Raw genomic sequence first — 15,838 nt, 5'->3', positions numbered from 1 at the left:
CCCGCTTGACTTGGCTGCTGGTGAGACAACTCCTGTAGCTTTGGTTGCTCCTTCTATCAATGGCTAAGTTTTAGTCTGAGATTACAAAAAGCGCTCCTAGAAATAGGGGCGCTTTTTGTTTGGGGAAAATATTTTTATCGGCTAACAGTCAACAGTCAACAGTCAACAGTTGACTACAGACTCCCACTTTTTGAAGTGGTATATTATGGAAAAATGATGGTGAAAGGTAAGTCAGATGGTTGTCGCAATTTCTAAAGCAGGAGTGATTACAGGTGGGGCCTTCCTGTCAAACGTGACATGGGAGACTCTGGAAAAGTTGGATGCAGATTTGGTAGGAACGGGGGCACGTTTAACTTATTTGGATGGGTATTTAGAAATTATGGCTCCTTTATCTGAGGCCCACGAAGAACCTAAAAGCACTTTAGGTCAGCTTTTAGAAATTTATATGCGGATGAGAAATATTCGTTTCTACGGGCGTGGCAGTACGACGATCGGGATAAAGGAATTGGGCGCACGGAAAGAACCGGATGAGTCTTATTGTTTGGGTACGCGCAAGTCAGTTCCAGATTTGGCGACCGAGGTGACAGTGACGAGTGGTGGAATTGATACGCTGGAAATCTATCGTCGGGTGGGTGTGCAGGAGGTTTGGTTTTGGGAGGATGGTGTAATTTCGGTTTATTGCTTGCGTCCAACGGGATATGAGTTGGTGAGTAAGAGTGAACTGTTGGCGGATTTGGATTTGCGATCGATCGAGTTCTATTCGCGTATGGCAGACCAATATGATGCGGTGAATGCTTTTATGCGATCTTTGTAGAATAGAAAAGAGTAATTCGGTGGTTTAATTGCGTTGCGATCGGGTGAAATCACCTATAGCTTATATAAGATTTAACTTGCACTGAATGTATGCTTTGAAGACGGGATTGAGAAAAAACATTGATCGCGTTCCTACTAACACTTTTTCCACTAAGCCGCGTCGCGCTAAAGATTGTATGGCTTGCCAAAATTCTGGTTGGGATAATTCACTATCAGTAGCTTTTAGGGAAATATCTACAGTTTCATTTTGACTAGCTAACCAGTATAACGCCTTTTTTTCTGCGTCTGATAAACGCTCTAAATGAGATTCTAAGATCGGCTCTAAGTCACTTAAGAATAAATCATTTACATCGGATAAAAACCGGGAAACGCTACCATCAAATAACTCCAAAATAGTGGCAGCAATGATATTTAGCCAGGAAGGATGACCTTGATAAAGGGTGATCAAGTCTGACCATTTTTCCTCATCGACTAATCCTTTTTGTTGAAAAATTTCTGCTGCTTCTTCTCCTAACCCTTTGAGGTGTAAGCTTCGCGTGGAGAGGTTTTCGGCTTCTAAATTCGCGATTTCTTTGGGCTTTTCCCAACTGAGGAGGATTAAACAACTCTGATGAGAGGATGTGGCAATTTGTTTAAAAAATTTGCCATAGTCTTCATAGCCTGCTAAATATTGACCGGCTAATTGACTACCACTAAAAATATTCTGTACGTCATCAAGAATGACTAGACAGCGAGAAGATCGGAAATAATCGAGGATTGTGGGTAATGGGGGTTGTTGCGATCGCCCAAAAAATTGCTTGAGTTCGGTTTGGAGGGTTGAAAGTGTGGGTGTGTGGGTGAGGCTTAACCAAATAATATAATCAAATTCGGTTTGAATTTGTTCGATGAGTTTGAGGGCGATCGCACTTTTGCCAATTCCGCTTAATCCGTAGATGGTAATCAAGCGGGTGTGGGCTTGCAAAATCCATTGTTTGAGGGTGGAGAGTTCTGAGGTGCGATCGTAAAAGTAAGGGAGTTCGGGTGCGTCTGTTAAATCGATTATGGGCGATCGATCTTTATTTTGGGGAGAGTCAGGGGGTGAGGGCGATCGCTGCTTGACCTCTTCTGCATCTTGCCTTTTTTCTCCACAGATATTGATATTGCTTCTATTAATTTTACTATTAACTATCTGTGAACAGTTACCATAATTGTAAATACTTGATACTGCTTTACTTTCTAAAATAGATCGAACATTAGATTGTTTAATATCTTCTTCCAATATCTCAGAGAGCATCTTCCATAATTTTCCAGCAACTTGTTTAATACGATCTTCACTACGATTGCCTTTTTTCGCTATTTCAGAATATTTCTCACCTTGCCAAACTTCTTGTAATATACGTCTTTGTAACGAGTCAAGATGTTTTTCCTTCTTTATAAATACTTGCTCGTCAGTCCATTGTAAAACCTCTTCGATATCCATAGCTAAAAGTGGGATTAGTTTTGACGATTGCACCATATCACACTTTATAACACCTTAGCAACTAAATAACACTTTTTATTAGCAATAAAAAGTCTAAAAAAAATTAACTGTACACTCAATAACACTTTTATAAATATCAAAAAATCTAGTTGCAGAGTAAAATAATTAGAGATACAAGGACTCTAATATAAATTTATAAGTTATCAAATGCTCTGGAGGAAATATGACACGGTTTAACTGGTTTGCCAAAGGTGCCTTTCAAGGAGATCAGAAACTCACTTCTGGGGATATGCAGCGGATCATTGGCGAATTTAATAAATGTTTGCCACGCATTCTGGGGACACCTGAAGTTTTAGAGGAGATAACCTTTGAGGAGGCTATAAGTTATTTCCAGAGCGATCGCCCAGCAACTCCTAATTTAAAAAAAGGAGCAATTATTCGCCAAGAGCATCCCGAAGGGCAAATTTTAGGACAAGTATTTTTAGACGAAAAGAATAACCTGGTTTGTCATTCAAATGGCATACCTTATGGTCGTCAGTTGATTGCCAAAAAGCTAGACAAAAAATTAACTGATGTCTTGGGCAATCAAGAATTAGTTGCCATTGAGTTGAATGCCAAAGAATCTGGTGAATCTCAGCTTACTGAAGAACCTACTCAAAAATCGCGCATTGTAAAAGTTTCTAAGATAGTTAGTATCATTATTTGGTCGATTATAATTCTAATTGTATTCATCCCGTTACTGGGACGCTTAATTATGAGTCAGGCTTTAGCGGCAGAATTAACCTCTCCTCCCTCCATAGAAGTTACTCAATCTCTAGTCGCCCTTGGTGGAAGAGAAGAAGCTTTCAAAAAAGCTTTGAACAGTGCCAATCAAAGTGCTAAACAATATGCTAACACTGAATTGAATCGGTGGGAGGCTGATTTAATAAATCGAATTGATACGGATTTTTTAAATTGGTATTTTAATTATTTTAATCAGAAACAGCAAGAATTTGGTGTTCTTTTTCAATATATAGGCGAGAATGTTATGAATGGGTTTAATCCGACTAGAGTCAATGAAAAGATTGCCAAAAGCATAAATAACAATATTCAAAGAGAATTTTCTAGGAGAGTATTGCAAGCAAATTCAGCAGAGATGAAATTTCATACAATAGTAATTGATACAGCTAATTTTTATATTGAACAATTATCTAGGGAGTTTGATGATGTACCAAAAATGTATACAATTCCCCAAGCCGACTGGGTTAAATATTTAGAAGGTATAAATTTTAGGCTACAAAATGAACGAGGAGATGAAGTATCTTTAGTGAGATTTGTAGGGGCTGCTGGAACTGCTAAAATTACGGCTACAATTGCTGCTAAAGCAGGTAGTAAAGCTGTAGCTGCTATTTCTGCGAAACTAGGAAGTATGATTGAGCCTACCCTTGCCATAACTTTAATCGCTTGGGATTATTGGGATTATACTCAAGGAGTTAAAGAAGACAAGCCCCGTTTGCGTGAAGATTTAGTCAACTCTTTACATGACATCAAAAAATCTATTTTAAGCGAGCCAGAACATAGTGTAATGTGGGTTGTCAATGAATTAGAGGAAAAAATTAAAAACAATGTTTTGCAGGCGAAGTTTCCGGCTTAAAAGTTTAGAAGTGATATGCTTTCTATATAGATAGAACTTTTACGCTGCGTCAGGGAAAATAAATCTCCTATTGGAGAATAGGACTTGCCCTGACGCACTGTTATCTCCATATTTAACTAGCGAGGCCCAGCTTCAATAGCAGAATTAGCTATTTGAAGCGTTTCCTCTCGCCCATTCTTCATCGTTACTCGATACAAAACGCCTTGATACTGCCATTCAACTAAGGCCGTGCAGTAAGCACAGCAGCCATTAGAAAAAACTCCTTGTGTTCTGCCGGCTAATTTAATGGTTTTGAATTCACTCCTAAATCCTCTAGGCGGTGCTTGGGCTGCTTCTCCACCTCTTTCTGCTGAGATACTCCCGATATAGCAAGGCGTACTGCTGCAATTAGGTATGTGGCCCATTTCAACACTATAGCCATTTGTTTCTACTCGGTTTTTCAAGTAAATTTTTTCTGAGAATAAAAGCTGACTGGGGAGGAAAATTGGTACTCTCGTCTTACCTTCAATCTGCCATACAATTTCACGAACTGGAAAAGAAATACTCGATCGAGAATTACCACCTTCAGAATTAGCAGACTGAGGGCGAAACCCTTGCACAAAATTCGTCTACCGCTGAATTTTATTACCAGTAATATCTAAAATTGGAATAGAACGAGTCCTGGATATTGGTCGCCCAGCCTCCCCCTGAGAATATTCGATCGCACTACGCTCTGGTTTCCCTCAACCATAAGTATCAGCAATATCGCTAGCAAACTGACAGTTGATTCTGAATTGCCCATATCAATTTTACCATTTCCGGCGCGGTAATACCAAGTTCTACCGCCAGGGTTGGGTATCTCCTGAGAGTCCGAATATGTCACCTCAAACATCTTGGCGATATGCACGTCATAGAGGCGCAACTGACCTCCATAAGCAAATTTTGTCGTATTGGTTTCTGACACCGTAAGGGTATAATTTCCTCCGCTCAAGTTCAAGATATTTTCAAGGGAAATACTCAAAACTTGTCAAAAGTCGGCGGCCCGGCGGGCCCGATTAAAGTAATTAACAGACCGGCAGTTAGCGGCACTCACCAAATGTTTAAAGAACAAGTGCTCGGAGGTGGCGAGTTTGGCACGACGAAAAATATTACCACGCTCGATCGAGATGCGACAACTCCTCTGCTGCAAGCTTTAGGCAACAACGGCATTGGCTATGCGACTTTCGCTCAAGTAGTCAATCAGAGAACGGTGCGCGTTGTTCCAGTCAACGGTGCAACAACGGATGCGGGTAACTATCCTTACCAGCGGCAGTTGTACTACGCCTACAAAAATCCTCCTAGCCAAGCAGTTAAGGATTTCTTGGGCTACGCCACTTCTTCGGAAGGACAAAAAGCCATGCTGGCCGGAAATTGAGCCTTTGCAAACATCGGACATTCAGTGAAATAGTCCACCAGACTGAAGTCTGGCGCTACACAAGCTTGCGTCCGCGCTGGCGGACTTCTTCTTTAACCCACGTAGGTCGGTTTTGTTTGTGTAGGCGCGGTTTCCAGCCGCAGGCAACCCTACAAACATCAAAATACTATTCCTTTGTCATTGCTGAACTGATAGGCTAATATTCGATGTAATTTAAAATTTAAGGTTTTTCTGTGAGCAAAAGTCGCGAACCCGTCGAAAGTTTACTTCTCTACTATTTATTCAAATGGTCAATTGTCAGCCCGATGCTGCACCTGTACTTTCGGGGCCGCATCTATGGTGCAGAAAATGTTCCAGCAGAAGGGCCTGTGGTAGTAGTCAGCAATCACGCCAGCGATTTTGACCCGCCGATTTTGTCGAATTGCATGAGGCGACCCGTCGCATTTATGGCAAAGGAAGAGTTATTTAAAGTTCCTCTTTTGAAACAGGCAATTACGCTTTACGGTGCTTATCCAGTGAAGCGGGAAAGTGCCGATCGCAGTGCAATTCGATCAGCTATCAATTCTTTGGAAAATGGCTGGGCGACGGGTGTATTTTTGCAGGGAACTCGCACCCCAGACGGCAGAATTACTGAACCGAAATTAGGGGCGGCGCTGATAGCTGCTAAGGCAAAAGCGCCACTGTTACCTGTTAGTTTGTGGGGAACTCACGCGATTTCCTCGAAAGGTTCGGGAATGCCGCGTCCGGTGCCGCTGACGGTGCGAATTGGCAAGCTAATTGAAGCGCCCGGTTCGTCGGATCGCGAGGAGTTGCAAGCCTTGACTCAAAGATGTGCGATCGAGATTAATGCCATGCACGATTTGGGTCGCTGATTTTATAACTTTTGTTGCTGTTTTTCAGATTATATCTACAGATAGATGAATGCTGAAGATAAACATCGAAAAATATCAATATAAGTGATTGAAAACAAGCACAATAATTAGGCTTGAATTTGAGTTTAATGGGACAGGAGATAAGAAGAAAGATATGGTAACAAGCAATCAAACCCGCGCGTTGGGATTGTTTTCTAACCGCGAAGATGCCGAGCAAGCTCTGGCAGAATTGAAATCTTCCGGGTTTCCAATGGATAAAGTTTCGGTTGTTGCTAGGGATGCAGGTGAGTCTGTAGGCGATACTCAAACGATCGCTCAGGTGGGCGATAAAAATCTAGACACAGGAGCAGGAGTGGTAGCAGACACTCTGACAAATAGTGCTTTAGCCACCGTGCTAGTGGGTCTCGGAAGTTTAGCTATTCCCGGAATCGGGCCGATGATTGCAGCGGGGACTTTCGGGGCGTCACTGGTGGCTAGCGTAGCAAGCACTGGCGTCTCGGCGGCGGCTTTCGGTGGGGTGGTGAAGGCCTTGACTGACTTGGGAATTCCCGAAGAAACAGCTAGAATTTACACCGATCGCCTGCACGCCGGCGATTATTTGGTGGTAGTAGATGGCACTGAGGATGATATTAGTCGGGCTCAAGGGATTTTCAGCCGTCGGGGCATTCAAAATTGGGGCGTTTTTTAAACAAGAATTGTGCACCAAGTCTATCCCTAGGGCGATGCACACCTCACCCTTGGTAAGGACAATCAGCTCAAATTTACTACCCGACTTTTGTTTGAAAATTAGCCCATCGCTCCCCCCTAAATTAAAAAGGGGGGAACCGGAAACGGTGTTTCTTCTGCCAGAGAGGGGATTGAGATTCGGCTAAAACCACTATCTAGACGTGGTTTTAGTCTTAAGTTGACATTCATTCATTGCCCACCCGCTCCCTACAGGTAAATTATTGATTTTTATCGCTTATCTTTTGATGCTGAGGCGGTGACATAAGCAACAGCTAAAGGCGAAATTTTTTCTGTAACTGCTGCGATAATTTGGCGATCGAAGTCAGTCCAAACTCTGGGGCGATCGAACATACAAGGCTGCAAAACCCCCCACAATAAGCCGTCAGCACAAAGGTGAGCGTGAATCAAAGCTCGATGTCCGAACTCTTTTGCCTCAAAATTTTTGTTGACAACTTCAGGATTTGCTGTCTCAACATCCTCAACAAAAATCGACGGTTCAGTTCGCAAAGCTGCTGCAAATAAAGGGTCTTCTTCCCCTAAAGATTCGGGTTCTTTTTTCCATTCCGCGTCCCCAATCTCTGGAAAGTTTGAGTTGCGACGCCAGCAGTAAGGTACTCTGCCCATTTGCGTTTCAGGATTGCGGAGGTAGAGAAAGACCCGATCGCAATTTAACACCTCGCCTAAAGCCGGCACCAAAGCCGAAAAAACAGCATCCGGCGTTTTGCTCTCACTCAAAATTTGCTCTAGAACTTGTGGCAGAATTTGGTCGCTCATTAACTTTAGCTATTGAAGTTCATCTACTGATTTTAAACTACTCGTTCTATTCTCTTCTGTTAGGCATTGGTCATCAGCGTCTTCCCGGTGTCTTAAATCGCTATAGAAGACAAGTTTTAAAACCAGAGGGAAGGGGAAAAAATTTAAAACTTGCTCAATGCTTTCCTTTGTTTATTCAATTCTGGCTTGGCTGAAGTTAGCACCCGTATAACCGGTTGTCAGCCAAAGAATAGCCCTAGCGCCGTCGCGAACAGCTTTTTGCACCGGTTCGGGGGTTCGCCCAGACGGAACTGCCACAGGCTTAAAGCTAATGCCTCGACTGCCGAGTACGATTTCGCCGATAATCTGAGCTCGCCGCATATGATCGTCAGAAGTGATCAGATACACGCTCTCAATCCCTTGAGCTTTCAATTCATCTACCAGGGTGGTAAAATTTGTTACCGTATCTACCGCTCTGTAGTCTAAGTGCAGGCGATCGGACTCAATTCCCGCTTCTGAAAACACCCATTCCGCGAACTCCGGATTGCTCCCAGACGACACCCAAATCGGCAATTCAGGGTGATCCAGAGCAAATTTGGCGGCAAACACCTCTCGCTCCGTAGCTCCACCTAGAACTAACAAAGCTTGGGGTCTCTGAAATTCGCTCTTAAGCTGCTGATAGCCCAACCAACACGCCATCAAAAGCCCTACTAGGAACCAAAAACTGCGTGAAGTCTTCAAAGGCTTGTAACGCTGCGTGTTTGAATTGATTCTTAACCACATCTAAACCTATAAAAATTTTATGTAACTCACAAAGGAACCATAACAAAAAATACCGCACGTATAGCCCACTAACAGGAATTAAAAATTAAAAATTAAAAAAGGGCCTGGGGATTTTAGATTTTAGATTTTAGATTTGAGATTTGAGATTTTAGATTGACTCTAAAGCTTGTGCTGGGGGCTTAAACTCAGGTCAGGGGATTTGAGATTTGAGATTAACTCCACCTTTAGGCTAATTCGTTAGCGGATATGCAAAAAAGAGGGGCAAAACTTAAGCTTTCCCCTCCTGATTTTAATTTTTCTTGATTTTTAACGGGACTGGCCGGGTTCGAACCGGCGACCTAGCGCTTCAGATTTGTGTGAGTTTCCCCACTCTCTGGACTATACCTTCACCATAGGCTTCCAGCCTTTAGGTGGTGACCGTCTAGTCTCTAAACCTTCCTGATTTCAATATAGGCGATTGTTTAATCGCGCTGAACTCAGGCTTGGCTTGGTATTGCCTTAGAGTCATAGGAACCCACGAACTCTTTAGGTTTCACCAAATTTGACCACATTCACTCCCAGAGTTTCCTCGCAGGGTGCCCGATTCTTCAGGAGGCGCTTGCTCTATCCATCTGAGCCACAGCCCCAGTTGCTAAACCGTTTTGATTATAGCAGTTAATGTCGATTTTGATTTTTTTTTGATGATTACCGATCGCCAGTTGCGAGTTTCGCAGCGATGCGGGCAAAGTTTTCTGCTGCAGTAAGTTTACCAGCACCGTAACAGGCGCGCTGTCTCCATGCGGTGACGGGAAGATGTCCGGGGGGAGCATCTTCGTTGAAGGAGAGCTCGCTGTAATATTTCCAATTTTCCTTGACTCGCCAGCCGACTCGATCGCAAAATTCAGTATAATTTGCCCCGGTACTTTCCCAAATCTGCTGCTGCACGCTCAACCCGAACCGCCCGCTGCTGTATTGTTGCCAAAGTTGGTCGATCGTGCGAAGGTCTGTAGGAGGAAAACTGTCAATATCGGCTGCACTCAGCCAGCCTTCGTCTTCCCTGACAGCGATTTGCAGCAAGATTTCCCAAGTGTGTTCATCAGCTTTGCGCCATTTTCCCGTTTCTAATAGCTTTGTCAGTTGGCGGTAGTCCATCCCCACTTCGGAGATAGCCGGAGTTGAGTCAGGTATGGCGCCGATTTTGTCTTCTAGTCGCAATAGAGTGCTGACAATTAATTCGGGGTTTAGTTGTTCGAGGCGGTACAGAACCCATTCTAACTGAGATTGAATGTATGTGCGGGCGATCGCACCTTGCTGCACTTCCCCCTGCAACTCATCAAATTTAGCTAACCAATTTTGTTGATTGCGGGCCAATTCCCACATTTGTTTTGCCCACTGCAATCTAACTTGTTCTTTTTTTAAATAAGTTTTGGAAGGCTTAGGACGCTGCGGGTAGGGAGTCAAATCCCAGCCGCAAATCGAGCACAACTCTGCTTTTTCTTCTATGTATTCAGCACCGCACACTGGACAGTTAGACATATCGCCATCAATTCTGTTGCCAAGTAATTATATGACATCCGGTAAATTAACCATCCTTCGATTAGGTACGCAGTTCGACCCCACAATTACAGTTTATCTGTAGTCATGTGCGCTTTTCCCACCCGAAAGTCAGAATTATTTATACCGCTCTAACAAGGCAAGCGAATAGTAAACAAACTGCCTTTGCCCAACTCGGATTTTACCTCGATCTTGCCCCGGTGAGCTTCTACAATTTGGCGACAGAGGTGTAGTCCCAAACCTGTACCCGACCGCAAGTGAGTTCCCGGGCCAAACCTTTCAAATAACTTAGTTTGTGCTGCGGGCGAAATGCCGGCACCGGTGTCTTTGATTTCTATAATTACCCATGCCAGCGGTTGGTTTTTGAAGCTAGTATAGGCGGGTGAATTGGCAGCTTTTAAGCTGACATCTATTGAGCCACTGTCGGTGAATTTAATCGCATTTCCGATTAAATTTGTCATCAAGCGGTGCAGTTCGAGACGATCGCCCGGATACTTCGCAATCGGTGCACTTTCTGCACTTTCTGTCAAGTCTAAATTTACGGATAAACCTTTAGCATCGGCTAGGGGAGCTAGTTCTTCAGCTACCTCAGTAATAAGCTGGCGCAAATCCACGGGAGCGAAACTTAGGGATTTGCGGCCTGCTTCGTAGCGGTAGACTGCCAGCAGCATATTTACCATCGCGATCAGGTTTTGGTTGCTGCGAACCATCGTCCCGAAAGCGTCGCGCATGGGAAGGGAAATTTCTCCCAAAGCTCCCTGCTGCATTAAAGTTAGCATTCGATCGGCTGCTACCAGGGGAGTCCGCAAGTCGTGAGCGAGTCGGGAGACAAAATCTTCGCGCTGGAGGGCGATCGAATTGCGCTCGTCTACGCTGTGTTTTAGCCGCAGGAGCGATCGAACCCTCGCCAGCAGTTCATCCATTTCCACTGGTTTGCGGATGAAATCGTCTGCTCCCATGTCCAATCCCTGCACTACGCTCGCACTGTCGTGAGCCGTGATCAGCAAAATCGGGATAAAAGGCAATTCCTTATTTTGTCGGATTCGTTTAGTGACTTCGTAACCATCCATTCCCGGCATCATCACGTCTAGCAGTACCAAATCCGGGGCTGCCTTGTCAATTTGACTCAAGGCAGAAAAGCCGTTCTCGGCCGTGCTAATTTCGTAACCTTCTTCTTCCAGGATTGTCTGCACCAACAAAACATTATCTGGTGCGTCGTCTACCACCAGAATCCGATCGGCTTTTGTGGCATTGGGAACAGATAAATAACTCATTTAATTGTTAGCCTGGAAATAAATACTAACTTTAATCTTGCATTCGATTTATGTTTTCACATTTTTCCACTTGTTAACTCTGTCATAAGGAAGATCTCAAAAGTTTATCCAATCTTTATACTTTTGAACACTCGGATGTGATAGAATATGCTACTTTATGGCCATAGTATGCACGCCGTCCCAATCATCGGGCGGGGGTATTTCCAAATAGCTGAGGGAGCGCTCGATGTGAACTTCCACAGGTCGATCGCTCGGTCGCATTGCTAAAGCCGCTTCAAAACAACTAATAGCTTTCTGAAAATTTCTAGCAATATAAGCATTCCGACCGTTGCTGTAAAGTTCCAAAAACCGAACGGTTTCCCCGTCAATGGGTTCAGAACTATTTTGCAGCAACTCGTAAATACCCACCGGCTGATTTTTCCCCTTAACCCGAACCTTGTCCAACTCTCGCACCCAAATCCCTTCGCGGCACAAACTGTAGGTAAATTCGCTCAAAATTATATCGCAGCCGTACTCCTTTGTAAGCTGTTCCAATCGCGAGCTCAAATTCACCGCATCCCCGATTACCGTGTAATCCATCCGCTTTTGGGAACCAATATTTCCCGAAACCACCTCTCCGGAACTAATCCCAATTCCGAAGCGAAACGGATCTGCGCCGGGGCGAGAATCATTAAACTCTTGCAAACGCCGACGCATATCTAAAGCCGACTGAACCGCCATCCAACCGTGACTTTCCGGAGGATTTAGTGGCAGGGGCGCGCCGAAAACCGCCATTAAAGCATCGCCGATAAACTTGTCTAAAGTGCCTTCGTAGTGGAAAACGGCCTCCACCATCGTCTCAAAATATTCGTTCAGCAGAGATACCACATCCGACGCTCCCAAATTTTCGGTCAGCGTGGTGTAGCCGCGAATGTCGGAAAATAAAATAGTCACTTCTTTACGTTCGCCCACCATCAGGGCGCCTTCACCCAAAGCCATCACTTTATCTACGACTCCAGGAGTCAGGTAGCGGTACATCGTATTTTTCATCCGCTTTTCGTGGCTGATGTCTTCGAGTACCACTAAACCGCCGCGCACGCCGCCCTCTGGATTGATCAGCGGGTTGACAGTCAAATTCAAACTACGTTCAATTACTTTTATTCGAGAGGCGGAGATGGGCAGCGGACAATAAGGGTGATACAGCGCAGAATTTCGCAGCGCAAATAGAGATTGGGCATTAGCTAATTCTGCCAGTGCTACTTCCTCAGTCCACGCGCGGTTTTCGCCCCAAGCGTAATATAAATTAGGATCAGTGCGATCGGGCACGGCCAAAATATAATTTTCTTCTTCTTCTTTTTGTTGGGAATTTAGCGTTTTTTCTATCAACAGTCCCACAGTCAAACTTTGTTCGGGAACGTAATGTCGGGCAGCAGTTTTGAGACTGTCTTCTAGTCGAAATTGCAAATTGTCGATCGGCACAACTTCCCAAACATAGCGATTCACAAGTTTATCTTCCCAAATCTGGGGATTTGGTTTGCTTTTAGCTTGATTTACCGGACAGCCCAACAATTCTAGGGCTGCTTCGTTGATCGTCACAACTCGCCCATTCAAATCCGTGGAAATCACTGCATCAGAAAGACTTTGCAGCATATCTTTCTGATACTGCTTTTCCACCATCACGTTCTGAAACAGTTGAGAATTTTGCAACGCCATTCCCGCTTGGGAATTAAACGCTCGCAAAAACTCTTCGTCGGAAGGGGTGAAAGTACCTTGGTTCTTATTAATTAACTGAGTTACCCCGATCAGCTCACCTTTAGCGTTATGCACCGGCATACACAAGACAGTCCGAGTGCGGTATCCCGTTTGCTGGTCTGTAGAGGGGTCAAAGCGGGGATCGTCGTAAGCATCTGTAATATTTAGAGGTTGACCGGTAGAAGCCACGTAGCCCGCAATTCCCTTATTAGCAGGAATGCGGATTTCGACCATCGTTGTGCCGTCAGCCTTAGCTACTTTTGTCCAAAGTTCGTTGGTTTCCCGATTTAACAAAAATAGCGTGCTGCGATCGGCTTGCATCAAGTCGCGAGCTTGATCCATGACAGAGCGCAAAGTTGTTTCCAAGTCAAGACTTTGACCCAAAGTCGTGGTGGCTCTCAAAAGTGCGGCAACCCCTCGCTGGTTGCGGGCCACGACGTAGAAAGACTGACAGCTTTCGAGAATAATCCCGATCGAATCTGCAAAAGCCTGGAACTGCTGTTCGTCTTCCTCGCTAAAGGAGACATTGCCAGCTTTATTTAACAGTCTGACCACCGCTACGGGTTCATGTTGGCTTTTGCTGCTAAAAATCGGCATACAGAGGATGGTTTCGATCTGGTAGCCCGGTGGTTCGTCTACTTCGGTATTAAAATACTCGTGCGATCGAGCTTGGGCGACATTAATCGATTTTCCGGTTGTTGCTACGTAGCCTAAAATTCCTGCATCCATAGGCAAGCGCACTTCTACATCTTCGCCCGTAAGTGGATCGACTGTTTTGTGCCACAGTTGATTTTTGTTGGAGTCAACCAAAAAAATTGTTGTCCGGTCTGCTTGCAGAATTTGACCAATTTTGACAGTGAAGGCATCTAAAAGTTGCTCTAAGAGACTTTCGAGTGCTTCATTGTTAATCAGGTCCATCGCCCGGATAAATTGCTGAAATTCAGCCGTGATAAAGTCCAGCAGGCACACTAATTCAGGAACTGGCAGGCTCTTAACACGGGAGGTCAATGCCCCCATAAAATTGACTTGAGTCAGTGTAGCCAGAACGCTACCAGCATTGGAGAATGTCATGATTAACTGCTTTCTCAGAGGGGTAGACTGACCGCAGGTTGATCGGCGCTAGATGCGACGGCGGTGCAAACTCTTGAATTTGTTTGCCAGCGCATCGGCACTCGCTTGTCGCTTTGATGAATCGTGAGTTCAAAAGTGGCGCACGCAACTTCAGTTTGCTTGTTATGTATGTTTGATCGATCTTTTTTAAAACCTCGATACTGATGAGGGTTCGTCAATTCAAGCTGAACTTGAGTTCGCAAAACTGCTAGCCTGAAAATTAGGTGACAGGCTTTAGTTTGATCGAGAGTGCAATGTGGATTTGACGCTCTGTTCTCGGCTGCAGGGTGCGGTGTGACTGTTTTAGCGCACTCGGCGACCGTATCCGGTCAGGTAAAGGGCGCTATGAAAGCAGCGCGCAAGGCATTCCGGAGGGAGCTACTCATAGTTTAATAGTAAACGCAACAGCAGGATAGCGACGGTAATTTATGCAGCAAAAAAGTTTGATCGGTCTTTGAAAACATCCCTCTTCACTACCAACTGACGATCGAACAGCGAAGCTAAGCTGGCGGGGAAGTTTAAAGGTGCTACAGATCCTGACATTTAGGCAGCTCTGGGGACAGACTCGGCAAACACCACTGATTGATAGTACCGCTGCAGTTGTGCGGCGGCGGCAGCCCAACCCCAGCGTTCGGCTTCTCGGCGAGCGTTTTGGCGCAAGGTTTCCCGTTCTTCGGGATTCGCAAACAGACGCTTGGTTGCGGCTAGTGCTCCTTCTTCGTCGGCGGGGTCAAATAAATATCCGTTAACACCGTCGGTGACGATATCGGGAATTCCACCGCTGCGCGCCGCGACTACAGGCGTTCCCGCAGCCATTGCTTCTAGGAGCACTAAGCCCAGGGTTTCGGTGCGGGAGGGAAAAATGAAGGCGTCGGCCGATGCGTAAGCTCTTGCGAGTTCTTGCCCCTTGAGGTAGCCGACAAAATTGGTGGGTGTACCTGCAAAATATTGTTCCAGGGTTTGCCGATGCGGGCCGTCTCCCACTAAGGCGAGGCGGGCGTCGGGAATCGCTGCGAGGACTGGTTTGATGCGTTCGATTTCTTTTTCTGCACCGAGGCGGCCGACGTAAAGCAGCAGGGGACTGTCTGGGTTATTTGCAGAAAGGCGCGATCGCATTTCTCGACTTGCCAATTCCGGGACAAACATTTCAGTATCTACGCCCCGCTGCCACAAATCTACTCGCTCAATGCCGTGGGTTCTCAATTCCTCCACCATTGCTGTAGAAGTACACAGATTCAATTCTGCTTGGTTGTGCGCTCCTTTGAGTAGTTCCCACAATAAAGGTTCGAGGACTCCGAAACCGTAGTGGTGCAAGTATTTCGGCAAATGCGTGTGGTAAGAAGCCAAAATCGGAATATTGAACTTTTTCCCGTAATATATACCCCCCAATCCCAAAATTGCAGGATTGACAACGTGAATAATATCCGGTTTAAACTGCTCTAATTGCCGACCGACAGCCGGAGAAGGAAGTGCCATTTTCAATTCCGGGTACATCGGCAAAGGCAAACCCTCCACACCGTAAACTCGGGCACCTTTGTATTCTTTAATCCCGTAATCTGGAGAAAATATCAGAACTTGTTCGCCCGCGCGCTGCAAGTGATCTACAGTGTGAATCAGGCGCGTCACAATGCCGTCTATTTTCGGCAGAAATGTTTCAGTGAAAAGAGCAATTTTCATAAAAATAAGTTACTTAGGGAGCCGATAATCATAGCTTGGGGCAAACGTCATCGGTAACAGGATACACTGTGTCGGGGGGAG

The 15,838-nt window shown here is 45.2% G+C and carries 14 protein-coding genes; 5 read left to right on the top strand and 9 right to left on the bottom strand.

What is annotated here, in order from left to right:
• Window positions 1-235: 235 nt before the first annotated feature.
• Window positions 236-814: a Uma2 family endonuclease gene (locus QUB44_RS18290; RefSeq protein ID WP_333369734.1), complete on the top strand. Its 579-nt coding sequence runs from the start codon at window positions 236-238 to the stop codon at window positions 812-814.
• A gap of 60 nt (window positions 815-874) precedes the next feature.
• Here the strand turns inward: QUB44_RS18290 and QUB44_RS18285 are convergent, their stop codons facing one another.
• Window positions 875-2,272, bottom strand: coding sequence for an ATP-binding protein (locus QUB44_RS18285; protein ID WP_333369733.1), 1,398 nt, complete (start codon window positions 2,270-2,272; stop codon window positions 875-877).
• A gap of 223 nt (window positions 2,273-2,495) precedes the next feature.
• Between QUB44_RS18285 and QUB44_RS18280 the strand changes: the two genes are divergently transcribed.
• Window positions 2,496-3,905 (top strand): hypothetical protein, encoded by a 1,410-nt coding sequence (locus tag QUB44_RS18280; RefSeq protein WP_333369732.1) that lies wholly within the window; start codon window positions 2,496-2,498, stop codon window positions 3,903-3,905.
• Window positions 3,906-4,021: 116 nt separating this feature from the next.
• Here QUB44_RS18280 and QUB44_RS18275 read toward each other — a convergent pair whose 3' ends face one another.
• Window positions 4,022-4,504 (bottom strand): hypothetical protein, encoded by a 483-nt coding sequence (locus tag QUB44_RS18275; protein WP_333369731.1) that lies wholly within the window; start codon window positions 4,502-4,504, stop codon window positions 4,022-4,024.
• Between the two features lie 38 nt (window positions 4,505-4,542).
• The gene (locus QUB44_RS18270; protein WP_333369730.1) at window positions 4,543-4,905 is read right to left on the bottom strand and encodes a hypothetical protein; all 363 of its coding nucleotides are present in this window, start codon (window positions 4,903-4,905) and stop codon (window positions 4,543-4,545) included.
• Window positions 4,906-4,908: 3 nt separating this feature from the next.
• On the opposite strand from QUB44_RS18270, the gene QUB44_RS18265 reads away from it, so the two are divergent.
• The 3 genes from QUB44_RS18265 (at window position 4,909) to QUB44_RS18255 (ending at window position 6,858) form a co-directional block, all read left to right on the top strand.
• A complete protein-coding gene (locus tag QUB44_RS18265) occupies window positions 4,909-5,298 on the top strand; it encodes a substrate-binding domain-containing protein (RefSeq protein ID WP_333369729.1) in 390 nt (129 codons plus the stop codon).
• 233 nt (window positions 5,299-5,531) lie between these two features.
• Entirely contained in the window at window positions 5,532-6,170 is a 639-nt protein-coding gene (locus QUB44_RS18260) for a lysophospholipid acyltransferase family protein (RefSeq protein WP_333369728.1), read from the top strand.
• A 154-nt stretch (window positions 6,171-6,324) separates the two neighbouring features.
• On the top strand, window positions 6,325-6,858 hold the full coding sequence (locus tag QUB44_RS18255; protein WP_333369727.1) for a hypothetical protein: 534 nt from the start codon (window positions 6,325-6,327) through the stop codon (window positions 6,856-6,858).
• Window positions 6,859-7,124: 266 nt separating this feature from the next.
• Here the strand turns inward: QUB44_RS18255 and QUB44_RS18250 are convergent, their stop codons facing one another.
• From QUB44_RS18250 to QUB44_RS18225, 6 genes are all read right to left on the bottom strand, one after another.
• The gene (locus QUB44_RS18250; protein ID WP_333369726.1) at window positions 7,125-7,670 is read right to left on the bottom strand and encodes a GAF domain-containing protein; all 546 of its coding nucleotides are present in this window, start codon (window positions 7,668-7,670) and stop codon (window positions 7,125-7,127) included.
• A gap of 171 nt (window positions 7,671-7,841) precedes the next feature.
• On the bottom strand, window positions 7,842-8,432 hold the full coding sequence (locus QUB44_RS18245) for a YdcF family protein (protein WP_333369725.1): 591 nt from the start codon (window positions 8,430-8,432) through the stop codon (window positions 7,842-7,844).
• Between the two features lie 684 nt (window positions 8,433-9,116).
• On the bottom strand, window positions 9,117-9,947 hold the full coding sequence (locus QUB44_RS18240; RefSeq protein ID WP_333369724.1) for a GUN4 domain-containing protein: 831 nt from the start codon (window positions 9,945-9,947) through the stop codon (window positions 9,117-9,119).
• Window positions 9,948-10,096: 149 nt separating this feature from the next.
• On the bottom strand, window positions 10,097-11,239 hold the full coding sequence (locus QUB44_RS18235; RefSeq protein ID WP_333369723.1) for a hybrid sensor histidine kinase/response regulator: 1,143 nt from the start codon (window positions 11,237-11,239) through the stop codon (window positions 10,097-10,099).
• Window positions 11,240-11,389: 150 nt separating this feature from the next.
• Window positions 11,390-14,041: a GAF domain-containing protein gene (locus QUB44_RS18230; protein WP_333369722.1), complete on the bottom strand. Its 2,652-nt coding sequence runs from the start codon at window positions 14,039-14,041 to the stop codon at window positions 11,390-11,392.
• Window positions 14,042-14,623: 582 nt separating this feature from the next.
• Window positions 14,624-15,757, bottom strand: coding sequence for a glycosyltransferase (locus QUB44_RS18225; RefSeq protein ID WP_333369721.1), 1,134 nt, complete (start codon window positions 15,755-15,757; stop codon window positions 14,624-14,626).
• Between the last annotated feature and the right edge of the window lie 81 nt (window positions 15,758-15,838).

Origin of the sequence: Microcoleus sp. AT3-D2 (genome assembly GCF_036705715.1) — a bacterium.
In the GTDB taxonomy this organism is placed as follows: domain Bacteria; phylum Cyanobacteriota; class Cyanobacteriia; order Cyanobacteriales; family Microcoleaceae; genus Microcoleus.
Note: the sequence above shows the minus strand (reverse complement) of the source record. Positions and strands in the feature narration are given on the sequence as shown.